Below are 25,715 nucleotides of genomic sequence, written 5' to 3' on the forward strand. Positions count from 1 at the left end.
GCAGGTAACGATGAACTGGCTAACGCGCCGCTACTGGCATCACAGACTGCAAGGCTCCCCTTATCAGGCACTGTTTACCAAGCCTGAGAGTCAGGTGTTTGTGTCGCTCGACTGCGAAACCACCAGCCTGGATCCCAAACGCGCCGAACTGGTCACCATAGCGGCGACCAAAATTATTGATAACCGTATTCTTACCAGCCAGCCGTTTGAAGTACGGCTGCGCGCCCCGCAGTCGCTCGATTCCGGTTCAGTACGCATCCATCGTATGCGCCATCAGGATCTGGCCGACGGCCTGAGCGAAAAAGAGGCGCTGAGCCGCCTGATTGAGTTTATCGGCAACCATCCTCTGGTCGGCTATCACATTCGCTATGATAAGACGATTCTCGATATTGCCTGCCGTAAGCATTTCGGCTTTCCGCTGCCTAACGACCTGATTGAAGTCAGCCAGATCTACCATGACAAACTGGAACGCCACCTGCCCAATGCCTATTTTGATCTCAGCCTGGATGCCATCTGCCGCCATCTTGATCTGCCGCTGCAGGACAAACATGACGCGCTGCAGGACGCCATCGCCGCTGCGCTGGTGTTTGTACGTCTGACCAAGGGCGATTTGCCCACCTTCACCTCTCCGTCCTGACTACAGCCGGTCCACGGCGTACCACACAGCCTGACCCAGCTCGCAAAAAACTATTTAACTCTCTATTTTTCCAATAAAAAGTCGGCATTCATCCTAAAGTCTAATTGTGCAAACCCGGCCTGTGGCTAACAGTTATAGGCAGATTCGATTTCTTGCCCCGTGTTTGAAACACGGCGCGAAAGGAACTGGCTGTATTCACAAGGAGAATAAGCAATGAGTGAAGCCCACATTTATCCGGTCAAAGCGAACATCAAAGCGAATACCCATGCAGATAACGATACCTACCTGGCGATGTACCAGCAGTCTGTCTCTGATCCGGAAGGGTTCTGGAGTGAACACGGCAAAATTGTCGATTGGATCAAGCCATTCACCCAAGTAAAAAATACCTCATTTGATACCGGCCATGTCGACATCCGCTGGTTTGAAGACGGCACCCTCAACGTGTCGGCCAACTGTATTGACCGCCATCTGGCTGAGCGCGGTGACGAAGTGGCCATCATCTGGGAAGGCGATGATCCGGCCGACGACAAGACTCTGACGTTTAATCAGCTGCACCGCGAAGTGTGCCGCTTCTCCAACGCACTGAAAGCTCAGGGCGTTCGCAAAGGCGATGTGGTGTGTCTCTACATGCCGATGGTGCCGGAAGCCGCCGTGGCGATGCTGGCCTGTACCCGTATCGGTGCGGTGCATACCGTGGTCTTCGGCGGCTTCTCTCCGGAAGCACTGGCCGGGCGTATCATCGACTCCGATGCCAAACTGGTCGTGACTGCCGATGAAGGCGTGCGCGGCGGACGCGCAGTACCGCTGAAGAAAAACGTGGATGAAGCCCTGACCCATCCGGAAGTAAAAAACATCAGCAAAGTCATCGTATTCCAGCGCACCGGCGGCGATGTCGCCTGGCATGAGCATCGCGACGTGTGGTGGCATGATGCCGTCGCGAGCGTTTCTGATGTCTGTCCGCCGGAAGAGATGAACGCCGAAGATCCGCTGTTTATCCTGTATACCTCAGGCTCAACCGGCAAACCAAAAGGCGTACTGCACACCACAGGTGGTTATCTGGTGTATGCGACCATGACGTTTAAATACGTCTTTGATTACCAGCCTGACGATATTTTCTGGTGTACCGCGGATGTGGGCTGGATCACCGGCCACACTTACCTGATATACGGACCACTTGCCAACGGCGCCAAAACAATCCTGTTTGAAGGTGTGCCCAATTATCCAAGCACAGCACGCATGAGCGAAGTGGTCGACAAACACCAGGTCAGCATTCTTTACACTGCGCCAACCGCAATCCGTGCGCTGATGGCGAAAGGTGACGAAGCGGTCCAAGGCACTTCCCGCAGCAGCCTGCGTATCATGGGCTCGGTGGGCGAACCGATTAACCCGGAAGCCTGGGAGTGGTACTACAAAACCATTGGTAATGAAACATCACCGATTGTGGATACCTGGTGGCAAACGGAAACCGGCGGCATCCTGATCACGCCGCTGCCGGGCGCAACCGAACTGAAACCAGGCTCAGCCACTCGTCCGTTTTTCGGCGTGCAACCCGCCTTGGTTGATAACAGCGGTGACATCATTGAAGGCGCAGCCGAAGGTAACCTGGTGATCCTCGATTCATGGCCGGGCCAGATGCGCACCGTGTACGGCGATCACGAACGCTTCGAGCAAACCTACTTCTCCACCTTTAAAGGCATGTACTTTACCGGTGACGGCGCACGCCGTGATGAAGACGATTACTTCTGGATTACCGGCCGGGTCGATGACGTCCTCAACGTGTCCGGACACCGCATGGGGACTGCAGAAATCGAATCCGCGCTGGTGGCGTTTGACAAGATTGCGGAAGCCGCTGTGGTCGGCGTTCCACACGATATCAAGGGACAGGCGATTTACGCTTACATTACTCTCAATGACGGCGTGTTCCCGAGCGCGGACCTGCACAAAGAAGTCAAAGACTGGGTACGTAAGGAAATCGGCCCAATTGCCACCCCGGATGTCCTGCACTGGACCGATGCACTGCCAAAAACCCGCTCAGGAAAAATCATGCGTCGTATCCTGCGCAAGATTGCCACCGGCGATACCAGTAACCTGGGTGATACCTCAACTCTGGCCGATCCAAGCGTGGTCGACAAACTGATTGCCGAAAATCAACAGCTGAATTAAACCAGCAAAATCCATACGTTAAACTCCGGTCGGGGAAACCTGCCCGGAGTTTTGTTTTTCAGTCCCGGCAAGCCGTTATCCAGCCACAGGACGCCCCTTTCTTTTTTACCAATCTGTTAACCTGAGCCCAGTCGCTGACGCCTAACTAGGTGATTAGACCAGTAAATTGCTGCCATTTGCTATGAATTAGCTATAATCTTGGTCAATTTAATAAAATCCGCGTTTTTTTGACAAAAAAAATCTCGCGGATCTGCGATAATATGGGAATATTCGTAATTACAACATTATAAACGGAGATAACAACACAATGTCAGCAAAATTACGCATTCTGGTACTAAATGGTCCAAACTTGAACTTATTAGGCTTGCGCGAGCCAGCCCACTACGGTTCAAACACGCTGGAACAAATTGTAGCTAAGCTGCAGCAACAGGCAGAAAGCGCTGACGTTGAGTTGGAACATCTCCAGTCGAATCGCGAATATGAGCTTATCGAAGCCATTCACCAGGCTTACGGTAAAGTGGATTTCATCATTATCAATCCGGCCGCATTCACCCATAGCAGCGTAGCGCTGCGTGATGCTCTGCTGGGCGTAGCGATTCCCTTTATCGAGGTGCATTTGTCAAATGTACATGCTCGTGAACCGTTCCGTCATCACTCCTACCTGTCTGATAAAGCACAGGGCGTGATTTGCGGCTTAGGTGCACAAGGTTATGAATTCGCTTTGTCTGCTGCCATTCGTGCGCTGCAAACAAAGTAACCCCAAACACTCTGCAGCCCTTTAGGGCTGTCTTACTCACAAGATAAAAGAGAAAGAAACAATGGATATTCGTAAAATCAAGAAGCTTATCGAATTGGTTGAAGAGTCTGGCATTGCTGAGCTGGAAATTTCAGAAGGTGAAGAATCGGTACGCATCAGTCGTAACGGCGTTGCACCAGTAGCACCGATTCAGTACGCAGCGGCGCCTGCGCCAGTTGCGGCACCAGCTCCTGCAGCAGCACCAGTGGCGGCACCAGCAGAAGCTCCAGCTGCTAAAGTGCAAACTGGTCACATGGTTCTTTCTCCAATGGTTGGTACGTTCTACCGCTCTCCAAGCCCGGATGCGGCGTCATTCATCGAAGTCGGTCAGAAAGTTTCTGTTGGCGATACGCTGTGTATCGTTGAAGCGATGAAAATGATGAACCAAATCGAAGCGGACAAATCTGGTGTGGTAACTGAGATCCTGGTAGAAGACGGCCAGCCAGTAGAATTCGACCAGCCGCTTGTAGTCATCGAATAATCGAGGCGCTGTTATGCTAGATAAGTTAGTCATCGCGAACCGAGGCGAAATCGCGCTTCGTATCCTTCGTGCATGTAAAGAATTAGGCATCAAAACTGTTGCCGTACACTCAACCGCAGACCGTGATCTGAAACACGTCCTGCTGGCTGATGAAACTGTCTGTATCGGTCCTGCGAAAGGCATCGACAGCTACCTGAACATTCCGCGTATCATCTCGGCGGCAGAAGTGACCGGTGCGATTGCTATCCACCCGGGTTACGGCTTCCTGTCTGAGAACGCAGACTTCGCTGAACAAGTTGAGCGCAGCGGCTTTATCTTCGTGGGTCCTAAAGCGGACACCATTCGCCTGATGGGTGACAAAGTGTCAGCAATCAACGCGATGAAAAAAGCGGGCGTACCATGTGTACCAGGCTCTGACGGCCCGCTGGACGGCGACGAAGCGAAGAACAAAGCGCACGCGAAACGCATCGGCTACCCGGTCATCATCAAAGCATCGGGCGGCGGCGGCGGTCGTGGTATGCGCGTGGTTCGTTCTGAGAAAGAACTGATCAACGCCATCAACATGACCCGCGCAGAAGCACGTGCAGCATTCAACAACGACATGGTGTACATGGAGAAATTCCTGGAAAACCCACGTCACGTTGAAGTTCAGGTTCTGGCTGACGGCCAGGGCGGCGCTATCCACCTGGGTGAACGTGACTGTTCAATGCAGCGTCGTCACCAGAAAGTGGTAGAAGAAGCTCCGGCACCAGGCATCACTGAAGAGATGCGTAAGTACATCGGTGAACGTTGTACCCGTGCGTGTATCGAAATCGGTTACCGCGGCGCAGGTACGTTTGAGTTCCTGTACGAAAACGGCGAGTTCTACTTCATTGAAATGAACACCCGTATCCAGGTTGAACACCCGGTGACCGAAATGGTGACTGGCGTTGACCTGATCAAAGAACAGCTGCGTATCGCGGCCGGTCAGCCTCTGTCATTCACTCAGGATGACATCAAGATCCGCGGCCATGCGATGGAATGTCGTATCAACGCAGAAGATCCAGAGCGCTTCCTGCCATGTCCGGGCAAGATCACCCGTTTCCACTCACCAGGTGGTATGGGCGTTCGTTGGGAATCACACATCTACTCCGGCTACACGGTACCGGCATACTACGACTCAATGATCGGTAAACTGATCACTTTCGGTGAAAACCGTGATGTCGCGATTGCCCGTATGCGTAATGCACTGGAAGAGATGATTGTGGAAGGCATTAAGACCAACATCCCGCTGCAGCAAGAAATCATGAAAGATGAAAACTTCCAGCACGGTGGCACGAACATCCACTATCTGGAGAAAAAGCTGGGTCTGCAATAATCCCCTGCTGATTTCATCAAAGATGCCCACCTCGGTGGGCATCTTTGTTTTTATGCGCCGCCCTTTGTCAGTGATATGACTGCGCTAAAAGACGCAGCCGCGCTACACAAGCTGCTGCTGGAGTACAAACGCCACTGCTTCTATAAAAGCTCGCTAAATCTGCTACACTCTGCGCCAACTGAACGAACTGAAGAGAGCAAGAGCCATGCCTTGGATTCAAATTAAACTCAATGCGACCAACGAAAACGCAGAAGCCATCAGTGACATGCTGATGGAAGAAACCGGTGCGCTGTCGGTCACCTTCATGGATGCAAAAGACACCCCTGTGTTTGAGCCTCTGCCGGGTGAAACCCGTTTGTGGGGCGATACCGACGTTCTTGCCCTTTACGATGCCGAAGCAGACACTGCCTGGGTACTGGAACAGATTCGTCATAGCCAGCTGTTGGCGCAGGATTTTGCCCATAAAGTTGAGCAGATCGAAGATAAAGACTGGGAACGCGAGTGGATGGATAACTTCCACCCGATGAAGTTCGGCGAACGTCTGTGGATTTGCCCGAGCTGGCGCGATATTCCGGATCCGAGCGCAGTGAATGTCCTGCTTGATCCGGGTCTGGCGTTCGGCACCGGTACCCACCCGACCACAGCGCTGTGTCTGCAATGGCTTGACTCCCTCGATCTGGCGGGCAAAACCGTCATCGACTTCGGTTGTGGCTCCGGCATCCTGGCGATTGCCGCGATTAAACTCGGCGCCGCACGCGTGATCGGTATCGATATCGACCCGCAGGCGCTGCTGGCGAGTAAAGATAACGCTGAACGTAACGGCGTGGCTGACCAGATTGAAGTCTTCCTGCCACAAGACCAGCCACAAGGCCTGGTGGCGGACGTCGTGGTCGCCAACATTCTGGCCGGCCCGCTGCGTGAGCTGTCACCGGTGATCAAGAGCCTGATTAAACCAGGCGGTCTGCTGGCGATGTCCGGCGTGCTTAACACTCAGGCCGAAGATGTGGCTGATTATTACCGTGATGAACTGCAACTGGATCCTATCGCAGAGAAGGAAGAATGGTGCCGTGTGTCCGGTCGCAAACAAGGCTAGATAAGACTTTGCGCGCTAATTGACTGAAAAATAGACCATTTACCAAAACATTTTGTAAATGCTCAAATATTAGTCTTTTCACGCATCGAAAAAATGCGTAAAATGCGCGCCCTTGCTGGTATGAAGCTGTGAACACGTTTTGAAAATCGGAAATTATCAACTTAAGAACAATCTAATCGTCGCACCTATGGCTGGTGTCACCGACAGACCGTTTCGAGAGTTGTGCCTCCGTTACGGGGCTGGTATGGCCGTCAGTGAAATGATGTCCGCTAACCCGGCTCTGTGGAAAACAGACAAGTCGAGAAACCGCATGGTGCATGAAGGCGAATCGGGCATTCGCTCTGTACAGATTGCGGGAAGCGACCCACAGCTGATGGCCGATGCGGCCCAGTTCAGCGTTGAGAACGGTGCGCAAATCATCGACATCAACATGGGCTGCCCGGCAAAGAAAGTGAACAAGAAGCTGGCTGGTTCTGCCCTGCTGCGCTACCCGGATGTGATCGAAGACATCCTGAAAGCGGTAGTGGATGCAGTGAGTGTCCCTGTGACACTGAAAACCCGGACCGGCTGGGACACAGACAATAAAAACTGCGTCCAAATCGCTAAACTTGCCGAAGACTGCGGCATTCAGGCACTGGCGCTTCATGGGCGAACCCGTACCTGCATGTACAAAGGTGAGGCGGAATACGACAGCATTAAAGCGGTCAAACAGGCTATTCAAATTCCGGTCATCGCTAACGGTGATATCGATTGTCCGGAGAAGGCCAGGTATGTGCTGGAGTACACCGGCGCGGACGCTTTAATGATTGGACGCCCTGCCCAGGGACGTCCTTGGATTTTCCAGGAAATCCAACACTATTTGGAAAACGGCACCACGATGCCTGATCTTCCCTATGCGGAAGTGAAAGACATCCTGCTTGGTCATGTGAAGGCTCTCCATCAGTTTTATGGTGAGTATTTAGGCCCACGCATCGCGCGCAAGCACGTTGGGTGGTATCTCAAAGAACATGAGCAGGCGAGTGAGTTTCGCCGTACCTTCAATGCCATCGAAGCAGCACCACTGCAGTTAGAGGTATTGGAAGGTTATTTTGATAACGTTGCATCATAATTAAGAGAAGAGCTAGACCGAATATGTTCGAACAAAATCTGACTTCAGAAGCTTTAACAGTAACTACCGTAACTTCACAAGATCAAATCACGCAAAAGCCACTACGTGATTCAGTTAAAGCGTCTCTTAAAAACTACCTGGCTCAATTAAACGGTCAGGAAGTCACAGAACTTTACGAATTAGTTCTAGCTGAAGTTGAACAACCACTCCTAGACACTATCATGCAGTACACTCGCGGCAACCAGACTCGCGCAGCAACCATGATGGGTATCAACCGTGGTACTCTTCGTAAGAAACTGAAAAAATACGGCATGAACTAATTTCCAATTAGTGCAAGCATTCAAAGCCAAACCCAAGCGGGTTTGGCTTTTTTTATAGCTGATCAAAGAGCCCGCCAAATGGCGGGCTCTTGGATGTGACAAGAATTGTTTATGTCGGGGTAATCCCGTACACCTCTGCCTACACAATCACCCATAACTTGATAATCACCAGCGCCACCAGCGCAGTCGGTAGAGTCAGAAAAGTGAGACCGGCGACGTCATTGACCGGGCCGTTAAAGCGGGTCGCGAACAGATAATTCAGCACCGCGACCGGCATCGAGCAGGCGATCATCAGGTTGGCGGTATGCAGCGGCGACAGCTGGAACAGCAGCGCAGCGCCCCAGGCGGTCAACAGGCCAATCAGCGGACGGTAGACCGACATCAGCGCCAGCTTAAACCAGGGCGCTTCACGCACCTTCATGTGCGCCAGGGCGCGGCCCAGCATCAGTAGCATCACCGGCACGGTAATACTGCCGATCATATCGAACGCCCGCAGCAGAAACTCCGGAATCGGCACATTCAGCCCAAGCAATACGGCACTGACCAGCAACGCCAGCATCGGCGGATTGGCCACCAGCTTGCGCGCTGAATAGGTGCCGGACATCATGCCCATCCCTAAGGTAAAGTGGCTGATTTCAATAATCGAAGAGATGATCACCGCGCCGGCCAATCCCTGCTCACCAAGCAGAGAGTAAGCGATCGGAATACCCAGGTTACCGGTATTCGGGTTAACCAGCACCGGCAGGTAAAAACGCAGTGGCTGGCCCGTTGCTTTGAGCACCAGCCAGGTTACCACCACCATTGCCAGCAATGCCGTAACTGCGCCCAGCACCAACTTGCTCATACCAAGAAAATCAATGTGACTGCCAAGCATCGAGTGCAGCAGCAGGCACGGCATCGCAACATTGACCACCAGCCGTGGCAGGTTGGGATCATCCAGATAAGCAGTCTTTTTACTCAGCAGAGCGCCGAGCAGCGCAATCATAAGCACCGGGAGAATTGCGACAATAAATGCAGCCAGCATGGTGTGTCCTTACACAGGTTGGTCCCGGCACAGCCCGGGGATAGCAGAGCGGCGAGGCCGCCAAAGCAGCAAACAAGGTCCTAATCTACAAGGCATTGCGGGCAAGCACAAATCAATCACGCTGAAAATTCATCCGATCTTCATCACAGCATGCCTTTGCCACTCTATAGTGAATTAATTTCATACTCAGCATGAAAAAGCATCCCTTAACAGCCGTCCGGACATCCGATAATTTAACCCTACACCCATTAATAATTCACCGAGAGGCGCCTTGCTATGTCTACTGTACTTCCTCCTTTTCGTGCTGACGTTGTCGGCAGTTACCTTCGCCCGGATTATCTGCATCAGGCCCGTCGTGATTTCGCCAGTGGTACTATCGACCAAGCGCAACTGACCGCGGTGGAAGATCGTGCCATCACTGAACTGGTGGAAAAGCAGCAACAGGCCGGCCTGAACGTGATTACCGATGGCGAGTTTCGCCGCAGTTGGTGGCATCTCGATTTCATGTGGGGGCTGAATGGTGTCGAAAAAGCGCAGATCGAGCAGGGTTACCAGTTTGCCGCGGTTGAAACCCGCGCCGAAAGCACCCGCCTGAGCGGCAAAATCTCCGGCCACAACCACCCGTTTATTGAACATTTCAAGTTTCTGCTACCGTTGGCTGCGCCAGGTGTCACCCCGCGCCTGACCATCCCTGCCCCGGCCCAGTTTTTAAAAGAGCTGTTGCGTCCGTGCAATAAAGCCCACACCGAGAGCATCTACCCGGATGAAGCCGAGCTGCTGGCCGACATCGCCGCCGCTTATCAGACCTTTATCGCTGAATTGTACGCCGCCGGCTGCCGCAACCTGCAACTCGACGATTGTACCTGGGGCATGCTGACCGACCCGAAAGTCGCCCAAGCGAGCGTAAAAAATGATGCCGCGTGCGGCTGCGGCCACAGCCACGAGAACGGCTTTGATCATCAGGGCGCGATTCAACCGCTGCTGAATAAACTGGTGAAGGTGAATAACGCAGCGCTGCTTGGCGCGCCGCAGGATCTGGTCCTCACCACCCACGTCTGTCGTGGCAACTACCGCTCAACCTGGGCCGCAACGGGTGGTTACGCACCGGTCGCGGATGTGCTGCTCGGTGAGTCTGCCGTCTCGGCGTTTTATCTTGAGTTTGATACCGACCGCGCTGGTGACTTTGCCCCGCTCGCCAAACTGGCCCCCAGCAAACAAGTGGTGCTGGGGCTGGTGTCCTCCAAAGAAGGTCAGCTGGAACCGGCAGACGCGATCGTCGCGCGCATTAAAGAAGCAGCTCAGTACGTACCACTGGAGAATCTGTGCCTCAGCACCCAATGCGGCTTCGCCTCCACCGAAGAAGGCAACGCCCTGAGTGAAGCGCAGCAGTGGGCCAAAATCGCCCTGGTCAAACAGGTCGCCGATGAGGTGTGGGGGTAAATCCCCGACTGGCGCCAACACGCTATGACAAAATTTGGCTGCGCCGGACATGCCGCAGCCCTTTACCCCATTTTGAGCGAGCCGTCTGGTTCGCTCTTTTTTATCTGCCGGACAGCTAAAAACAGGCTCAAACCCGCCTCTGAACCCCAATAAGCACGTGCTTCATCTCCAGCCGAAAGCGCCACGGACACTGCTGAGCGAAAATAATTCGTTCCAAATACGGAATACCTCATCCCACATCCTGCACATTAAAGACCGGTTCCGTTTGTTTGCCAGCACTCTATGCAAGTGCCTGATTTACTGCCTGCGTTACTGCCGCGTTTAAAACGCACAGCCCGCCCTCGCCCCATTACTCAAAGAAAAAATATATTAAATAACATTTATTTACAAAAACTTACATTCTAAAGATCTGTTCGCATAAGTTCAGATAATGGCTACACAAACCGCGTATCAAGCCGGTTTTCACTGCCCAACCCGGGCAGTTCTTGAGCAACCAATCATCATCCCTATCAATATATCTGTCAGCACATCTCAACTCTGCGTGCCATTACTGACACAAGCACCAATACGAATGGTATTGATAATTGTTAACATTAGTAAATATAATGCGCTCCTCTCAACGTTTTGTTTCAAGGATTTACAATCGTGAAGTTCCACTACTCAGCCCTAGCTATCTCTATTCTGTCCAGCTTATATGCCGTGAACAGTGTTGCGGCAACCGCCGCCGATGAAACTCTGGTGGTCACAGCCAATGCAGGTTTAGAGAAAAAAATCACCGATGCTCCGGCATCAATTTCAGTAGTCAGCCAGCAAGATCTGGCCGAGAAAAACTACATGGATCTCGGTGAAGCGCTGAGTGGCCTGGAAGGCGTTGACGTGCGCAGCAGCACAGGTAAAACCGGTGGCCTCAACATCAGCATCCGCGGTATGAGCAGCAGCCATACCCTGATCCTGATTGACGGTATCCGCCAAACCGCCAGTTCAGACACCACACCAAACGGCTTTGGTGAGATGGGCAATGGCTTCGTACCACCGCTGTCTGCGATTGACCATATCGAAGTGATCCGCGGCCCGATGTCGACCCTGTACGGTTCTGACGCGATTGGTGGTGTGGTCAACATCATCACCAAGAAGAATCAGAAAGAATGGGTCGGTAACGTCAGCGCAGGTTACAACCTGCAGGAACACGATAAATGGGGTGATACCTCATCGCTGAGCTTCAACACTTCCGGTCCGTTAGTTGAGGACAAGCTGAACCTCAACCTGCGCGGCACCATCAAGCACCGTGAAGGTTCAAGCATTACCTCGCTGAGCGAAAACAGCGCATCCCGTACGCCTTACCCGACTGAGAGCGACAACTACAACATCGGCGGTAAGCTGAGCTACAACATCAACGACGATCACACTGTGTTTGTTGACGGTCATATCGCTCGCCAGACTTATGACAACAGCGACAGCCAGTTGGGCGATGTCGGCACTTCCGGTGGTGGTTATGAAGATGAGCTGAAATTCAACGAAGATCAGCTCATTATCGGTCACGAATCCACTTTTGACTTCGGTCGCATCCAGTCCGATGCCTCTTACATGGTGACTGAAAACGAAGGTCGTCTGCTGACTTCACGCTCTGGCTTCAGCGGCGCAACCATAGGTAAAGATCGTAAACTGGAAAACAGCAACACTATCGTCAACAGCAAACTGATGACTGATATCGGTTCAGACCACTCTGTCACCATCGGTGGTCAGTACTGGCATGCAGAGATGAAAGATGGCGTGGTACTGGAAAAAACCGGTGAAACCTTTAAGCAAGACACCTTTGCCCTGTTTGCGGAAGATGACTGGTATCTTGCCGATCCACTGATCCTGACTCTGGGCGCCCGTTACGAGCACCACGATTCATTCGGTAGTCACGTCAGCCCGCGTGCCTACCTGGTATGGAATGCCAACCAGAACTGGACCGTCAAAGGCGGTGTCAGCACCGGTTACCGCACGCCGAGCCTGGCGCAACTGCATGACGGTATCAGCGGTATCTCCGGCCGTGGCACCGTTAACGTCATCGGTAACCCGGATCTGGATCCGGAAGAGAGCACCAGTTACGAAACTGGTGTTTACTACGAAGGTGACAACAACTTCAAAGCCAACGTGACTGTATTCGTTAACCACTACAAGAATGCGATCCAGTCTTACGATGTCGACAGCACAACGACATCATACGAAAACGTCGGTAAAGCGAAAATTGAAGGGGTCGAAGTCGGTTCATCCTTCCCGCTGTTCCGCGATGATCTGTCGATGAACCTGAACTACACCTACACCCACAGCGAGCAGGTCGGCGGCGATGACGACGGTGCACCATTTGGTAACACGGCCAAACACATGGCGAACGCCAAAGTGCGCTGGATTGCCAGCGAGTCACTGGATGCCTGGCTGGGTGCGGAATACCATGGTAAAACGCCGCGTTACACCAGCAACTACGACAACCTGAGCGATACGCAGAAATCGATCATGGACCAGAAAGGCAACCTGAAAGCCTGGACTGTGGTCAACATGGGCGCCACTTACGCAATTACCAAAGATCTGAAACTGAACGGTGCGGTGTACAACCTGCTGGATAAAGACTTCACCGATCTGGAGGTGATTGGCGGCGAATACGCGGGTGATTACTTCGATACTTCACGCTCAACGTCAGGTTACGTGAACCCAGGCCGTAACTACTGGGTATCGGTGAATTACGACTTCTGAGTCAGCATGACATTCTAACAAGGTTGCCAGTAACCTTCGGGAGACTCAAAGCAATCTGAGCAATGCCAGAGCCAGCCTTCGGGTTGGCTCTGTTTTTTTTCAGCGCGGACACACCATCATCACGCAGCGCGGCTATTCCAGCGCAGCCAGAATCGAGCAGTGGGTCGCATCATCATCGATATCCCCGCAGCAGGCATCATTGATTTTCTGCAGCGCGGCACGAATCCGGGTCAGCTCGGCAATCTTGTCATCAATCACCTGCAGTTTGGCACTGGTAATCGCTTTGGCTTCAGCGCAACTGTGTTCACTGGCCTCCAAACGAATCTCGAGTAATTCGCGGATCTCCTCCAGGCTCAGACCGAGCGCCTTCGCTTTGAGAATAAAACTAACCTGTTTTAAATTATTTTCATCATACAAACGATAGCCGGACTCACTGCGTCCGGCCGGTGCGATCAGCGCATTTTTCTCGTAAAAACGCAGCGTATCGGTGGAAACTTGGCACCGTTTGGCTAATTCTCCGATTTGAAACATAGTATCTCTCATTGGAAACATAGTATCTCCCGTTGGAAATATAGTATCGCCCATTGACTGCTTGGCTACTTTTTTTGCTTGAAAAACCAGTTTTTAGCTATTATTTTTCCCATGCCAAACGATTGCGCGAGATCTTTTGTAATAAATTGGTTAGAATACGCGCCATCCTGAAAGCCTGGAACAAAGGTCTTTACCAAAACTGACCAAGCTGTGATCAGAACGGATAAAAAATTCCCCTCTGCGTCACCCATGAACACTTTTGGCAAACATCTTTCGTCATTAACTCCATGAATTAAAGGAAAATGGAAGCATGAATAACGCTCGTCCTATTCGCCGTGCACTGATCAGCGTATCAGATAAAACTGGCATTGTTGAGTTCGCACAAGCGCTCGCTGAGCGCGGTGTTGATATCCTGTCTACTGGCGGTACGGCTCGTCTGCTGGCTGAAAAAGGTATCGCTGTGACTGAAGTCTCCGATTACACCGGTTTCCCAGAAATGATGGATGGGCGCGTAAAAACGCTGCACCCGAAAGTTCATGGTGGCATCCTGGGCCGTCGCGGTCAGGATGATGACGTAATGGCCACTCACGCCATTAACCCAATCGACATGGTAGTCGTGAACCTCTACCCATTCGCAGCAACCGTTGCCAAACAAGGCTGTTCACTGGAAGATGCGGTAGAAAACATCGATATCGGTGGCCCGACTATGGTTCGCTCTGCAGCGAAAAACCATAAAGACGTGACCATCATCGTGAACGCAACCGACTACGATCGCGTCATCGCAGAAATGGATGCCAACGACAAATCGCTGACTCTGAATACCCGTTTCGACCTGGCTATTGCCGCATTCGAGCACACTGCCGCCTACGACGGTATGATCGCGAACTACTTCGGTACCATGGTAGCAAGCTACGGCGAGAACAAAGAAGGCGACGAAGAATCTCAGTTCCCGCGCACTTTCAACCAGCAGTTCATCAAGAAACAAGACATGCGTTACGGCGAAAACAGCCACCAGAACGCCGCGTTCTACGTGGAAGCGAACCCGCAAGAAGCGTCCGTCTCTACTGCGCGTCAAATTCAGGGTAAAGCTCTGTCTTACAACAACATCGCTGACACTGACGCCGCACTGGAATGCGTGAAAGAGTTCGCAGAACCAGCGTGTGTGATCGTTAAGCACGCCAACCCTTGTGGTGTGGCACTGGGCAGCGACATTCTGGAAGCGTACAACCGCGCTTACCAGACTGACCCGACCTCTGCGTTCGGCGGCATCATCGCCTTCAACCAGGAGCTGGATGCTAAAACGGCATCAGCTATCGTTGAGCGTCAGTTCGTGGAAGTGATCATCGCACCGAAAGTTTCTGCCGAAGCGGTTGAAGTGGTAGCGGCGAAGAAAAACGTCCGTCTGCTGGAGTGTGGCGAATGGTCAACCAAGACCACAGGTTTCGATCTGAAACGTGTTAACGGTGGTCTGCTGGTACAGGACCGTGACCAGGGTATGGTGACTCTGGATGACCTGAAAGTGGTGTCTAAGCGCCAGCCAAGCGAAGAAGAGCTGAAAGATGCGCTGTTCTGCTGGAAAGTCGCGAAATACGTTAAATCAAACGCTATCGTGTACGCAAAAGGCGACATGACTATCGGTGTCGGCGCAGGCCAGATGAGCCGCGTATACTCGGCGAAAATCGCCGGTATCAAAGCCGCGGATGAGAATCTGGAAGTGGCCGGTTCAGTAATGGCATCGGATGCGTTCTTCCCGTTCCGTGACGGTATCGATGCAGCCGCCGAAGCGGGCATCAAGTGTGTGATTCAGCCAGGCGGCTCAATGCGTGATGACGAAGTTATCGCAGCAGCAGACGAGCACGGCATGGCGATGATCTTCACTGGTATGCGTCACTTCCGTCACTAATTTATTTATGAGGTCCCGGGGCTGATTAGCCCTGGGCATTTATTCTTTTCGTTAGGATAGATTATGCAAGTTTTAATTATCGGTTCTGGTGGTCGTGAGCACGCACTGGGCTGGAAAGTCGCGCAAAACCCTGCGGTTAAGACCGTGTTCATTGCACCAGGTAATGCGGGTACTGCGCTGGAAGCGAAACTGCAAAACGTCAACATCGGCGTAGAAGATGTACCTGGCCTGGTAGCGTTTGCCCAGGACAACGCGATTGAACTGACTATCGTCGGTCCGGAAGCGCCACTGGTTATTGGTGTGGTGGATGCATTCCGCGCCGCTGGCCTGCCAATCTTTGGACCGACCGAAGCAGCGGCGCAGCTGGAAGGCTCAAAAGCGTTCACCAAGGACTTCCTGGCACGCCACAACATCCCGACGGCGGCTTACGCTAACTTCACTGAAATCGAACCGGCGCTGGCTTACGTTCGTGAGCAAGGCGCACCAATCGTCGTTAAAGCCGACGGTCTGGCGGCAGGTAAAGGCGTTATCGTCGCGATGACGCTGCAAGAAGCTGAAGATGCGATCAAAGACATGCTGGCTGGCAACGCGTTTGGCGATGCCGGCAGCCGCGTGGTGATCGAAGAGTTCCTGGACGGCGAAGAAGCCAGCTTTATCGTTATGGTTGACGGCAAAAACGTTCTGCCGATGGCCACCAGCCAGGATCACAAACGTGTCGGCGACAAAGACACCGGCCCGAACACGGGCGGTATGGGTGCTTACTCTCCGGCGCCAGTGGTCACTCAGGAAATCCACGACCGCATCATGCAGGAAGTAATTTACCCGACCGTGAACGGCATGGCTTCTGAAGGCCACCCGTACACTGGCTTCCTGTACGCTGGCCTGATGATCGACGCATCCGGCGCGCCAAAAGTGATTGAGTTCAACTGCCGCTTCGGCGATCCGGAAACGCAACCCATCATGATGCGTATGCAGTCTGACATGGTGGAACTGTGTCTGGCGGCTATCGACGGCAAACTGGACCAGGTTGAATCTAAGTGGGATCCACGTGCCTCAATCGGTATCGTCCTGGCCGCTGGCGGCTACCCGGGCGATTACGCTAAAGGCGATGTCATCTCCGGCCTGCCAACCACAGACGTGGAAGGCGAGAAAGTGTTCCACGCCGGTACCACAGACCAAGATGGCCAGGTGGTGACCAACGGCGGCCGCGTACTGTGCGCAACCGCGCTGGGCAACACTGTGCTTGAAGCGCAGCAACGCGCTTACCAGCTGGCGAAACAAATCAGCTGGGACGGCATGTTCCACCGCAATGACATCGGCTACCGTGCAATTGCACGCGAGCAGGCGGAAAAATAAGCAGGCTGACGGAGTGACCGGTTCGCTCCTCAGTTAAGCCTCGGTATTTTCACCAAGGCTCAGACAGACCAAAGGCGCTCATTGAGCGCCTTTTCTTTTATGCATTTCTGATCTGCATCAGCAGAGTCAAACCTTATCCGTCCTGCTCAGCGATCAGAGCCGGGCGTTTCACACAGTCGTGGCTGTCATCATCCAGAATGAGGATTTGGTCGATGCGTACCGTCTGTTTATCCGCCGAACCAAGAAATGCGACATAACTGTCGAGCGAGGATAACCGGCTGACGACAAAATCCGGCAGAGTCTGATTGAATTCGACCTTGCTGTAGTCGGTGTCGGAGCAGCTTTCAAACACCTCCCCATCCCAGATGCCCTGAATTAGGGTCAGCCCCTGGCTGTCGAGCTGTCTGGTTTTCTCAACCAGCTCACTGGCCTGCTGCTGGTACTGAGCGAGCTGATTCTGATTGAGTGGCAGGACTTTGCCATCGACCCGGTACTGCTGATAAATCGCATCACCGTTTTTATCAAAGCGGATCTGCACCCGGTAAGGCACCAGCTGGCGCTCTTTCGGCTGCATACCCTCGCGAACCACTTCGCGCAATTCACCTTCGTCCCAGCGATAATTGGACTGATACCAGCCAAATCGCTGCGAAACCACGTAATCAGCCGCAGAGACAGTCTGATCCTGCCGCGCGCTGGTCCAGTAAAAGCTGGTCGCGTCGCCTGCGGTTTCACCGCCACTGTAATCACTGATTTGCTGGAGCTGCAGGGGATCGTACGGAAGAGAAGTGGCGCATCCGGCCAATAAGGCCGCACTGAAAGCGGAGAGAAGAAATGGTTTCATCATGAAAAAACGCCGAGACTAAGAATCTCGGCGTAGTATAGATTATTTCACTGAATCTTTCAGTGCTTTACCAGCAACGAACGCTGGTACGTTAGCTGCTTCGATTTTGATCTCTTCGCCAGTCTTAGGGTTACGACCGGTGCGCGCTGCGCGGTGATTTACTTTGAATGTACCAAAACCAATTAGTTGAACCTGGTCACCCTCTTTCAGTGCGCCTTCAACCGCGCCCAGAGTCGCTTCCAGAGCAGCTTTTGCCTGAGCTTTAGACAGGTCTGCTTTTTCGGCAATAAAGTCGATTAATTGGGTCTTGTTCATTAGGTTTCCCTTCTCATAGGTTATCGAATTGAGTTCACTCTAAAGCATAAATGCCCCGTCTGGCAAAGGTTTGTCGCGTAACTTGTGTCTCTCTGACGTAGTTTTAACCATAATATGAGTATTCACTCACAATTTGTTACCCAATGCCGCGAGCGCCTGACTTATTTTTAACGCAAAATATCCCTGGCTCTAGCAGGAAAATCCTCTTTAAGCCTTGTCATATCAAGGCTTTTACCTGATTGAGTGCAGACAAAAAAGCAGCAGTTGCTGTTGTTTTTTCGTCACATAATGTCACCCTTAGCGGGGTAGATGAACCATTAAGGAAGCTCCATGTTTTTGCTTACGATTTACGTCGCGATTGCGATTGGCGTATCGTTTATCTGTTCTGTCCTGGAAGCCGTACTACTGAGTATTACGCCCAGTTACCTGGCGCAGTTGCGCCAACAATCCCACCCGTCATCAGACAAGCTGGCTCAGCTCAAAGCGGATATCGACCGCCCGTTGGCCTCGATCCTGACCTTAAACACCATTGCCCATACCATAGGCGCGGCCAGTGCCGGCGCCCAGGCCGCGCTGGTATTCGGCAGCGAGTGGCTTGGCCTGTTCTCTGCCGCACTCACGCTCGGTATTCTGGTACTGTCGGAGATCGTGCCGAAGACTATCGGCGCCACTTACTGGCGCCAGTTGGCGCCGCTCACCGCGGTCATTTTGCGCTGGATGGTCTGGATTCTGGCCCCCTTCGTCTGGTTTTCGCAGCAGATCACTCGCCGTTTGGCCAGCAACAGTCAGTTGCCGCGCATGCGTGAAGAGCTGTCGGCGATGGCGATGCTGGCCGATGAAAGCGGCGAACTGGCGGAAGGTGAGTCGAAAATGCTGCACAACCTGCTCGCGATCCGCGATGTACTGGTCACCCAGGTGATGACGCCGCGTACGGTGCTGTTCCGGGTTCCGGCCGAGCTGACCATTGATGAGTTCCTGACCCAGCACCGTGATACGCCGTTTTCGCGCCCGCTGATCTACACCGAAACCACCGATAACATTATCGGCTTCGTCCACCGCCTGGAGCTGTTCCGTCTGCAGCAGAACAAGCTGGGCAGCAAGCAGCTGGGCGCGGTAATGCGTCCGATCCATGTCCTGCTCAACACCCAGACCTTGCCGGTTGCGTTTGAGCAGATGATGCAAAGACGACTGCAACTGGCCCTGGTGGTGGATGAATACGGCACAGTACAGGGGCTGCTGACCCTGGAAGACATCTTTGAACACCTGCTGGGAGAAGAGATCATCGATGAAGCTGACCGCACCACCGATATGCAAAAGCTCGCCACCGAACGCTGGGAACGCTGGAAAGCCGAGCACGGGGTACGTGAGAGCCGCGATGATGAGGACGATCAAACCAAATCCGGTTTCTAACCGCTATCTCAGCGCCTGACAGTACGCAGAAAAAAGCGCCGCCCTGATTGCAGAGCGGCGCTTTTTTATCGGTTGGCAGCAGCGGTTACTGCTGTGAGGCCCGCTCGTCATTCAGCGCGGGTTCAATCCAGGCTTGCGGCGCAGCCGGGCTTAAACGGCGAAAGTCACTGCCGGTCGGCGCCTGCGCCACGCGCAGACCAAACTGCGGCAGCACCGCATAAACATGGTCAAAGAGATCCGACTGAATACGCTCATATTCAACCCACTCGGTATTGGCCGCAAAGCAGTACAACTCCATCGCAATACCTTCATGCGTCGGTGCTAATTGGCGCACCATCAGGGTCATCGACTGGTGGATTTCCGGATGGGCACGCAGATAACGTTCCAGATAAGCACGCAAACTGCCAAGGTTGGTGAGATGACGGCCGTTAATCAGGCTGCCGTCGTCATAGTTATGACGCTGGTTAAAAGCACTGATCTCTTCCACTTTGTGTTTCAGATAGGGCTCGAGCAATTTGGCGCGGGTCAATTGCTCCACTTCCTGCGGCGACAGAAAATGCACACTGGTGGCATCAATCAGCACACTGCGCTTGATACGCCGGCCACCGGAAACCTGCATCCCTTTCCAGTTTTTAAACGAGTCGGAGATCAGCGAATAAGTCGGGATGGTGGTAATGGTTTTGTCCCAGTTCTGCACTTTAACCGTGGTCAGGCTGATATCAATCACATCGCCGTCGGCACCGTATTTCGGCATCTCCAGCCAGTCACCGACACTGAGCATCTTGTTGGCAGAGAGTTGCACCCCCGCCACCAGGCCCAGGATCGGGTCACGGAACACCAGCATAATAACTGCGGTCATCGCACCCAGGCCACTAAGCAGGATCACCGGCGACTTGTCGACCATAATCGAGGTCGCCAGCAGTGCAGCGATGACAAAGAAGACGATTTTCAGGCTCTGGACGATGCCGCGTACCGGCATATTGCGTCCGAAGGCCGTGCGCGCCAGCAGGGTATCGGCCACATCCAGCGCCGAGAACAGCGCCAGTAGGGTAAACAACACCACCCACAAGGCCACCAGCGTCACGATCCATTCGCGGATGATGCTTTCCTGCGACAGCCAGAGATTAGCCTGTATGCCGATCAGCATGCCCTGAATAACCAGGAAAATACGGCTGAATAACTTACCGGAGAACAGCGCATGGCGCCACATCGCACGTGATTGATCCGCGCGGCGCTTGAGCGTACCGACAATGCCGCGCTGCAAAATAAAATGCACCACGACCGCAATCAGGACAATCAGCCCCAATGCCTTCGAAATCTGCATTAACTGCGTCATTTCAATGCCGTTCTGGCTCAGCCAGTTTTCAACAGACTGCCACATACCCTCTCCTTATTACTTTGCCGCCGGATAACCCAGCACCACACTACGCACAGACATTGAGCATGGTACCGTATTCAGATGGCGTTTTGTGTGTCCGTCATCTTTTATAACAAAAACCCGACCTGACATTGAAAAAACGCTGAAATGAACATGCTGCTTTGCCGTACCTTGCTCCCTGATTTACACAAACAGGCACGATTTTCAGAAATAAACCCGATTTACCGAGACAGGCTCGACTTGCAAAACCTAAGAGGCAAGTAGTCATCATTCGTCCTCAATGTGTAAACACATTTCAGGACGAGACACATTTCAGGACGAGACAAACAACATAAAAAAAGCAGGCTAAAAAGCCTGCTTCTCACCATCCATCCGAACCAAGAGGATTAAAGTTCAATACCAATGTTGCTGACGCACTCATCACGCAGCTCAAAACGCAGGTCTTTAATCAGCTCGATATCGCGCTCGGTCGCTTCACGCAGCGGACGGTACAGCGCCCACTGCACATCCCATTCACCGCACACCGCTTCATTCTCTTTCTGGTTAGCGTTGCTGATGCTCTCACCGGTTTGTGCTTCTTCCAGTTGAGCCACAGTCTGGACCGAGATCTGGCTGACTTTCTGCATCGATTCGTACAAACCGTCACGATCGAGCAGACCGTGCAGCAGAGTCGCCAGTGCTTCACAGGCATCAATCGCCGGATACACCATGTAAATATCAAACTCTTCTGACGTCGGGATCAACTCCTCCAGCTTTTCCAGCTGACGCTCGAAGTTGATTTTGGCGTTTTTCACCGTCATCAGTTCCCACACCGCATCGAGAATATCACGGTAACGACGCGGATCCGCAAATTGGGTATGTTCACAGAACATGGCGTAATTTGGGTACATGCGTTCACACAGGCTCGCCATAAAGGTAATCTGTTGCCAAGGTTCGAACTTCTCAAGGCGAAGTTGCAAAGGGTTCTGTAACCCATTTGATGTCTGTAACATGGTCACTCAATTCGTTGCGGATAAAGACAGCGGAAGTGTACTGGATAACCAGCGGGGAAAAAAGGCGCATCTATGAACAATTTTACGCATCAGCTGTATATTTTAACCGAGCATGATGAGCTCTATCGCCGGGCGATTGAAACGCTCAATCTGCCGGACCTGACCATCACCACCAACCGGGATGAAGCCACCCTGTTACTGGCTGCACCGCCAATGGCCGCACCGTACCTGAATGACTTCCCGCGCCTCACCTGGCTGCAGTCGGCCTATGCCGGGGTCGACGCCCTGATGGCACCGGGCTTGCGCCAGGATTATGAGCTGACCAATGTCAAAGGCATCTTCGGCCAGCAAATCGCCGAATACGTGCTGGGCTACGCGATAAGCCATTACCGCCATTTTGCCTGCTATCAACAGCAGCAAACTCAGCAACGGTGGCAACCGCACCTCTATCAGTCACTGAGCGGCAAAACAATGACCATACTCGGCACCGGTTCCATTGGCAGCCATCTGGCCAAGGTAGCCAGTGCCTTCGGTCTGGAAGTGATTGGCGTCAACCGTTCTGGCATTCCGCCCAAACAGAGCCAGTTCACCACCACCTATCATGTCAACGAACTGGGCGCGGCACTGGCGAAAGCAGACATCATAGTCAACACCCTGCCCAATACACCGGACACCATTGGCCTGCTCGGCGCGGAGACTTTTGCCCACTGTCACCAGGCATTGCTGTTTAATGTCGGACGTGGCAAAACTCTGGTGGAAGACGATCTAATCCCGGCCATCGACGCCGGCCAGCTGGCGCACGCTTTTCTCGATGTGTTTGTCAGCGAGCCACTGACCGCTGACCATCCATTCTGGCGCCATACGGCGATTACCGTCACGCCACACATTGCTGCGCTGAGCTTCCCTGAGCAGGTCGTGGAAATTTTTGCCGCCAACTACGCCCTGTGGCGCGACGGCTTCCGCCTCCAGCACCGTATCGATTTCAGTAAAGGTTACTGATGCGCCGCGCAGACATTCCCACCACCGATCCGCTGCAGCCGCTGCTGGAGGAGATCCGTCACTGCCGGGTGTGCGAACCCGATTTGCCACTCGGCGCTAACCCGGTGATTCAGGCTCATGGCGATGCACGCATCCTGATCATCGGCCAGGCGCCGGGGCTTAAAGTGCACCAAAGCTCCGTGCCATGGAACGACCCAAGCGGCGACCGGCTGCGCAGCTGGCTCAACATCGACCGCGACACCTTTTACGACCCGCGCCAGGTTGCCATCATGCCAATGGGGCTGTGCTACCCCGGGCGGGGCAAAAGCGGCGACCTGCCGCCACGCAAAGAGTGCGCGCCACTGTGGCACGCCAAAGTATTACAGCAACTGCCCAATATTGAACTGACACTGCTGATCGGCCAGTACGCGCAGAACTATTATTTATCCGGGGTCACTCAGCCAGAGAAGCCAAAGACTCTGACCGAAACCGTGCGCCAGTGGCAACTCTGGGCGCCGCACTATGTGCCGCTGCCGCATCCGTCACCGCGTAATACTTTGTGGTTGAAGAAAAACCCATGGTTCGAAACCGAGGTTGTGCCCTTTTTATCTAAGCAATTACATGACATTCTCAATTGTCAGAAAAAAGTCAAAAACCTGATCTGACTCATAAAAATGTGACACTCTACCAAGAAATGCGTTTATCTCAAAAACACATACATATAGTATTCAGTGCACAAATACGTCTTGTAGTGCCACTGATTTGATAACATGCTAACCATAAAAAGAAAGCTCATTCTCGGCTTATGCAGTCTCGCGCTGTTGGCCTGTCAGTCGACCACCGCGCCGGACTGGTACAGCGCACCACCAACCAATGACCCGCAGTACCTCACCGCCGTCGGTCAGGGCCTCAATCTGACTCAGGCCAAGCAATCGGCACTCAGTCAAATCAATGCCCAGCTCTGGACCCAAATCAACTCCTCGTTTGTCTCACGCGACATCGTCCAGAGCCGTAACCAGTCTGAGCATGCCAGTTCTCTCATCGATAACCATGTCAACAGCAAAACCGCCAATATCACTCTGACCGGCATCGATTATCCGCAGGTCGCTAAGAACGATATCGGTTACTACGTCCAGGCGAAAGTCAGCCGCGACACCGTGGTGCGCCAGCTGCGCTCCGAGATTGAACAGAGTAACCGTCATGCACAAGCCGTGCTGCAACAGCGCCAGCATCAGGATGCCCTGTTGTGGTGGCTGGCCAACCGCGCGCAAAGCGAGCAAGCTCAGGCCGTTGCCGTGCGTCAGGCGATGTTGCGTGCCCTCGGTCAGGACGATATACCTAAGGCAGAAAGTATCGACCAGCTGGCTTCGGCACTGGCGCAAGCGCAGTCCGGCATTGTTATCCGCGTCTCCGCCAGCCGCAAAGATCAAAAAAGCGCTGAGCTGCTGGCAGAGCAGTTTTCCAAGCAAAGCCTGAAAACCACGTTCAGCGGCACCCCAAATACCACCCACGTACTTAAATTAACGTCACAGTTGCGCCAGAGCACGGTCGGCCAAGCCTATATTTCTACGCAGTTTACGACACTAAAACTCCAGGGTCGTAACGGCAACATACTCGCGAGTCACGAGATTATTTCCAGTGGTAACTCACTGACCAATTATACCTTCTCGAAAGAAGGGGCTGAGCGCAATTTCGCAGACACTGTCAGCGCTCAAGGGCTGTGGACTTCACTTGGAATTCAATAAACAGAGGCACGGGATTGCATAAGAAAAGCTTGGTATTAAACCAGCAAGATCCCGGGTTCAAATAAATAAAGAAAATAACAATATGGAGTTGTCTATTATGTTCAAACCAACCGCAGTGGCGCTGGGTGTGTCGGTTCTACTTTCTGGCTGTAAATTGATGGGGGAAGATGCCATCTGTACCCCGGATACCGCCGTGCCATTAGCACAAGCGGCAGTGACCGCAGCCTCAAGTGAAGACCGTAAAGTGATCGTATTACCTGTCGATATGGAATATGAAGACAGTGCACAGAAACGCATGAAGTCGAGTATGCGTAACTCACTGGAAAGTCAGGTTATCAGCACAGGTACTCAACTGGTCGACCGTAAACTGGCCAACAAACTGAAAAGTGAAATCAAGCTGGCAGAACAAAGCGGCCGTTACAACACCAAGGGCGTGCCGATTGCGGATTACGCTGTGCTGACCGAAATCACCAACTCAGATTTGTCGGCGTCTTTCAGTGAGTCTTACACCTATAAAACCAAAAAAGGCGAAACCAAACGTGTGCCGTCGAAATGCAGTTTTACCGTCGACGTCAAAGCGATCGTCAAAGTGGTTTCCCTGCCGGATATGGCTCTGGTGAAACGCATTGAGATCAGTGGCGATGAAAGCGCCACCAGCGAAACCCGTGATTCACGTTGCCCTATCTCGCCGGCCAGTTACAAAGGCATGGCAACCAAAGCGGCGGCAGAAGCGGTTGAATATAGCGGCGACATCAAAGAGCTGCTGGCAGCACAAGCCTCGGTACTGGAGCTGCGTCAGTGTGAAACCGGCTCTATGGTTAAAATCGGTGTGGGTTCAGACAAAAACGTGCAACCAAACGACGAAGTCTCTTTCTCCACCATTATGAAAAACGCTTCCGGTGAGAAAGAAACCTTTGCTGTCGGTGAAGGTGAAGTGGTCAACAACCCTCAGCACGGCATCAAGCCAAAATATTCCTGGGTGAACATCGACGAAGAAACAGCACTGAAACTGCATATTGGAGATGCGGCGAAAATCGTACCGTCAACGTGCCAAAACTTATTTGATTTGCAGTGCCACACCAAAAACATGATGGAAACGGCGGGACTATAA

Annotated in this window: 24 protein-coding genes; 18 read left to right on the forward strand and 6 right to left on the reverse strand. The window is 52.9% G+C overall.

Going from position 1 to position 25,715, the window contains the following annotated elements:
* The first annotated feature begins 10 nt into the window (after window positions 1-10).
* The 8 genes from E6C74_RS16525 (at window position 11) to fis (ending at window position 7,955) form a co-directional block, all read left to right on the forward strand.
* Window positions 11-637 carry a 3'-5' exonuclease gene (locus E6C74_RS16525; protein ID WP_136487157.1) on the forward strand — a complete coding sequence of 209 codons (627 nt, stop codon included), beginning with the start codon at window positions 11-13 and terminating at the stop codon, window positions 635-637.
* Window positions 638-850: 213 nt separating this feature from the next.
* Window positions 851-2,800 (forward strand): acetate--CoA ligase, encoded by a 1,950-nt coding sequence (acs, locus tag E6C74_RS16530; protein WP_136487158.1) that lies wholly within the window; start codon window positions 851-853, stop codon window positions 2,798-2,800.
* A 307-nt stretch (window positions 2,801-3,107) separates the two neighbouring features.
* On the forward strand, window positions 3,108-3,557 hold the full coding sequence (gene aroQ / locus E6C74_RS16535; RefSeq protein ID WP_136487159.1) for a type II 3-dehydroquinate dehydratase: 450 nt from the start codon (window positions 3,108-3,110) through the stop codon (window positions 3,555-3,557).
* A 61-nt stretch (window positions 3,558-3,618) separates the two neighbouring features.
* On the forward strand, window positions 3,619-4,077 hold the full coding sequence (gene accB / locus E6C74_RS16540) for an acetyl-CoA carboxylase biotin carboxyl carrier protein (RefSeq protein ID WP_136487160.1): 459 nt from the start codon (window positions 3,619-3,621) through the stop codon (window positions 4,075-4,077).
* A 13-nt stretch (window positions 4,078-4,090) separates the two neighbouring features.
* Window positions 4,091-5,434: an acetyl-CoA carboxylase biotin carboxylase subunit gene (gene accC, locus E6C74_RS16545; RefSeq protein WP_136487161.1), complete on the forward strand. Its 1,344-nt coding sequence runs from the start codon at window positions 4,091-4,093 to the stop codon at window positions 5,432-5,434.
* A gap of 205 nt (window positions 5,435-5,639) precedes the next feature.
* Entirely contained in the window at window positions 5,640-6,527 is an 888-nt protein-coding gene (gene prmA / locus E6C74_RS16550; RefSeq protein ID WP_136487162.1) for a 50S ribosomal protein L11 methyltransferase, read from the forward strand.
* 139 nt (window positions 6,528-6,666) lie between these two features.
* On the forward strand, window positions 6,667-7,635 hold the full coding sequence (gene dusB / locus E6C74_RS16555; RefSeq protein ID WP_136487163.1) for a tRNA dihydrouridine synthase DusB: 969 nt from the start codon (window positions 6,667-6,669) through the stop codon (window positions 7,633-7,635).
* A 23-nt stretch (window positions 7,636-7,658) separates the two neighbouring features.
* On the forward strand, window positions 7,659-7,955 hold the full coding sequence (gene fis, locus E6C74_RS16560; RefSeq protein WP_000462885.1) for a DNA-binding transcriptional regulator Fis: 297 nt from the start codon (window positions 7,659-7,661) through the stop codon (window positions 7,953-7,955).
* Window positions 7,956-8,094: 139 nt separating this feature from the next.
* Here the strand turns inward: fis and E6C74_RS16565 are convergent, their stop codons facing one another.
* Complete coding sequence (locus E6C74_RS16565; protein WP_136487164.1) at window positions 8,095-8,979, reverse strand: AEC family transporter; 885 nt, start codon at window positions 8,977-8,979, stop codon at window positions 8,095-8,097.
* A 276-nt stretch (window positions 8,980-9,255) separates the two neighbouring features.
* Here E6C74_RS16565 and E6C74_RS16570 point away from each other — a divergent pair, with 276 nt between their 5' ends.
* Both E6C74_RS16570 and E6C74_RS16575 read left to right on the forward strand, forming a co-directional pair.
* Window positions 9,256-10,419 carry a 5-methyltetrahydropteroyltriglutamate--homocysteine S-methyltransferase gene (locus tag E6C74_RS16570; RefSeq protein WP_136487165.1) on the forward strand — a complete coding sequence of 388 codons (1,164 nt, stop codon included), beginning with the start codon at window positions 9,256-9,258 and terminating at the stop codon, window positions 10,417-10,419.
* Window positions 10,420-11,064: 645 nt separating this feature from the next.
* Entirely contained in the window at window positions 11,065-13,155 is a 2,091-nt protein-coding gene (locus tag E6C74_RS16575; protein WP_206208434.1) for a TonB-dependent receptor, read from the forward strand.
* A gap of 132 nt (window positions 13,156-13,287) precedes the next feature.
* Here the strand turns inward: E6C74_RS16575 and zntR are convergent, their stop codons facing one another.
* On the reverse strand, window positions 13,288-13,686 hold the full coding sequence (gene zntR, locus E6C74_RS16580) for a Zn(2+)-responsive transcriptional regulator (protein ID WP_136487167.1): 399 nt from the start codon (window positions 13,684-13,686) through the stop codon (window positions 13,288-13,290).
* Window positions 13,687-13,760: 74 nt separating this feature from the next.
* Between zntR and E6C74_RS16585 the strand changes: the two genes are divergently transcribed.
* The 3 genes from E6C74_RS16585 to purD all read left to right on the forward strand — a co-directional run bounded on the left by E6C74_RS16585 (window position 13,761) and on the right by purD (window position 16,945).
* Window positions 13,761-13,889 (forward strand): phosphoribosylamine--glycine ligase, encoded by a 129-nt coding sequence (locus E6C74_RS16585; RefSeq protein ID WP_136487254.1) that lies wholly within the window; start codon window positions 13,761-13,763, stop codon window positions 13,887-13,889.
* Window positions 13,890-13,996: 107 nt separating this feature from the next.
* A complete protein-coding gene (gene purH, locus E6C74_RS16590) occupies window positions 13,997-15,589 on the forward strand; it encodes a bifunctional phosphoribosylaminoimidazolecarboxamide formyltransferase/IMP cyclohydrolase (RefSeq protein WP_136487168.1) in 1,593 nt (530 codons plus the stop codon).
* A gap of 63 nt (window positions 15,590-15,652) precedes the next feature.
* On the forward strand, window positions 15,653-16,945 hold the full coding sequence (gene purD / locus E6C74_RS16595) for a phosphoribosylamine--glycine ligase (RefSeq protein ID WP_136487169.1): 1,293 nt from the start codon (window positions 15,653-15,655) through the stop codon (window positions 16,943-16,945).
* Between the two features lie 133 nt (window positions 16,946-17,078).
* Here purD and E6C74_RS16600 read toward each other — a convergent pair whose 3' ends face one another.
* Together E6C74_RS16600 and hupA are read right to left on the reverse strand one after the other, a co-directional pair.
* Complete coding sequence (locus E6C74_RS16600; protein WP_136487255.1) at window positions 17,079-17,786, reverse strand: DUF1481 domain-containing protein; 708 nt, start codon at window positions 17,784-17,786, stop codon at window positions 17,079-17,081.
* 42 nt (window positions 17,787-17,828) lie between these two features.
* Window positions 17,829-18,101 (reverse strand): nucleoid-associated protein HU-alpha, encoded by a 273-nt coding sequence (hupA, locus tag E6C74_RS16605; RefSeq protein ID WP_136487170.1) that lies wholly within the window; start codon window positions 18,099-18,101, stop codon window positions 17,829-17,831.
* Window positions 18,102-18,431: 330 nt separating this feature from the next.
* Between hupA and E6C74_RS16610 the strand changes: the two genes are divergently transcribed.
* Window positions 18,432-19,511, forward strand: a complete 1,080-nt coding sequence (locus E6C74_RS16610; protein ID WP_136487171.1) for a hemolysin family protein — start codon at window positions 18,432-18,434, stop codon at window positions 19,509-19,511.
* An 85-nt stretch (window positions 19,512-19,596) separates the two neighbouring features.
* Here E6C74_RS16610 and E6C74_RS16615 read toward each other — a convergent pair whose 3' ends face one another.
* Window positions 19,597-20,892 (reverse strand): mechanosensitive ion channel family protein, encoded by a 1,296-nt coding sequence (locus E6C74_RS16615; RefSeq protein WP_136487172.1) that lies wholly within the window; start codon window positions 20,890-20,892, stop codon window positions 19,597-19,599.
* Between the two features lie 383 nt (window positions 20,893-21,275).
* Window positions 21,276-21,881, reverse strand: a complete 606-nt coding sequence (locus tag E6C74_RS16620) for a DUF416 family protein (RefSeq protein ID WP_136487173.1) — start codon at window positions 21,879-21,881, stop codon at window positions 21,276-21,278.
* Window positions 21,882-21,953: 72 nt separating this feature from the next.
* On the opposite strand from E6C74_RS16620, the gene E6C74_RS16625 reads away from it, so the two are divergent.
* The 4 genes from E6C74_RS16625 to E6C74_RS16640 all read left to right on the forward strand — a co-directional run bounded on the left by E6C74_RS16625 (window position 21,954) and on the right by E6C74_RS16640 (window position 25,715).
* Entirely contained in the window at window positions 21,954-22,880 is a 927-nt protein-coding gene (locus E6C74_RS16625; protein WP_136487174.1) for a D-2-hydroxyacid dehydrogenase, read from the forward strand.
* Window positions 22,880-23,524 carry a uracil-DNA glycosylase family protein gene (locus E6C74_RS16630; protein ID WP_136487175.1) on the forward strand — a complete coding sequence of 215 codons (645 nt, stop codon included), beginning with the start codon at window positions 22,880-22,882 and terminating at the stop codon, window positions 23,522-23,524. The genes E6C74_RS16625 and E6C74_RS16630 overlap by 1 nt, the downstream gene beginning before the upstream one ends.
* 105 nt (window positions 23,525-23,629) lie before the next feature.
* Window positions 23,630-24,604, forward strand: coding sequence for an LPP20 family lipoprotein (locus E6C74_RS16635; protein ID WP_136487176.1), 975 nt, complete (start codon window positions 23,630-23,632; stop codon window positions 24,602-24,604).
* A 97-nt stretch (window positions 24,605-24,701) separates the two neighbouring features.
* Window positions 24,702-25,715: a hypothetical protein gene (locus E6C74_RS16640; protein ID WP_136487177.1), complete on the forward strand. Its 1,014-nt coding sequence runs from the start codon at window positions 24,702-24,704 to the stop codon at window positions 25,713-25,715.

It is taken from the genome of Vibrio sp. H11 (genome assembly GCF_004804295.1).
Lineage (GTDB): Bacteria > Pseudomonadota > Gammaproteobacteria > Enterobacterales > Vibrionaceae > Vibrio > Vibrio ostreae.

Bases quoted from the DNA above. Each gene is read 5' to 3' on its own strand.
- accB (WP_136487160.1), top strand. From the start codon at position 3,619: ATGGATATTCGTAAAATCAAGAAGCTTATCGAATTGGTTGAAGAGTCT.
- E6C74_RS16620 (WP_136487173.1), bottom strand. From the start codon at position 21,881: ATGTTACAGACATCAAATGGGTTACAGAACCCTTTGCAACTTCGCCTT.
- E6C74_RS16525 (WP_136487157.1), top strand. From the start codon at position 11: ATGAACTGGCTAACGCGCCGCTACTGGCATCACAGACTGCAAGGCTCC.
- hupA (WP_136487170.1), bottom strand. From the start codon at position 18,101: ATGAACAAGACCCAATTAATCGACTTTATTGCCGAAAAAGCAGACCTG.
- zntR (WP_136487167.1), bottom strand. From the start codon at position 13,686: ATGTTTCAAATCGGAGAATTAGCCAAACGGTGCCAAGTTTCCACCGAT.
- E6C74_RS16625 (WP_136487174.1), top strand. From the start codon at position 21,954: ATGAACAATTTTACGCATCAGCTGTATATTTTAACCGAGCATGATGAG.
- purD (WP_136487169.1), top strand. From the start codon at position 15,653: ATGCAAGTTTTAATTATCGGTTCTGGTGGTCGTGAGCACGCACTGGGC.
- aroQ (WP_136487159.1), top strand. From the start codon at position 3,108: ATGTCAGCAAAATTACGCATTCTGGTACTAAATGGTCCAAACTTGAAC.
- E6C74_RS16565 (WP_136487164.1), bottom strand. From the start codon at position 8,979: ATGCTGGCTGCATTTATTGTCGCAATTCTCCCGGTGCTTATGATTGCG.
- acs (WP_136487158.1), top strand. From the start codon at position 851: ATGAGTGAAGCCCACATTTATCCGGTCAAAGCGAACATCAAAGCGAAT.
- E6C74_RS16570 (WP_136487165.1), top strand. From the start codon at position 9,256: ATGTCTACTGTACTTCCTCCTTTTCGTGCTGACGTTGTCGGCAGTTAC.
- E6C74_RS16610 (WP_136487171.1), top strand. From the start codon at position 18,432: ATGTTTTTGCTTACGATTTACGTCGCGATTGCGATTGGCGTATCGTTT.
- purH (WP_136487168.1), top strand. From the start codon at position 13,997: ATGAATAACGCTCGTCCTATTCGCCGTGCACTGATCAGCGTATCAGAT.
- fis (WP_000462885.1), top strand. From the start codon at position 7,659: ATGTTCGAACAAAATCTGACTTCAGAAGCTTTAACAGTAACTACCGTA.
- E6C74_RS16640 (WP_136487177.1), top strand. From the start codon at position 24,702: ATGTTCAAACCAACCGCAGTGGCGCTGGGTGTGTCGGTTCTACTTTCT.
- accC (WP_136487161.1), top strand. From the start codon at position 4,091: ATGCTAGATAAGTTAGTCATCGCGAACCGAGGCGAAATCGCGCTTCGT.
- E6C74_RS16635 (WP_136487176.1), top strand. From the start codon at position 23,630: ATGCTAACCATAAAAAGAAAGCTCATTCTCGGCTTATGCAGTCTCGCG.
- E6C74_RS16615 (WP_136487172.1), bottom strand. From the start codon at position 20,892: ATGTGGCAGTCTGTTGAAAACTGGCTGAGCCAGAACGGCATTGAAATG.
- prmA (WP_136487162.1), top strand. From the start codon at position 5,640: ATGCCTTGGATTCAAATTAAACTCAATGCGACCAACGAAAACGCAGAA.
- E6C74_RS16600 (WP_136487255.1), bottom strand. From the start codon at position 17,786: ATGAAACCATTTCTTCTCTCCGCTTTCAGTGCGGCCTTATTGGCCGGA.
- E6C74_RS16630 (WP_136487175.1), top strand. From the start codon at position 22,880: ATGCGCCGCGCAGACATTCCCACCACCGATCCGCTGCAGCCGCTGCTG.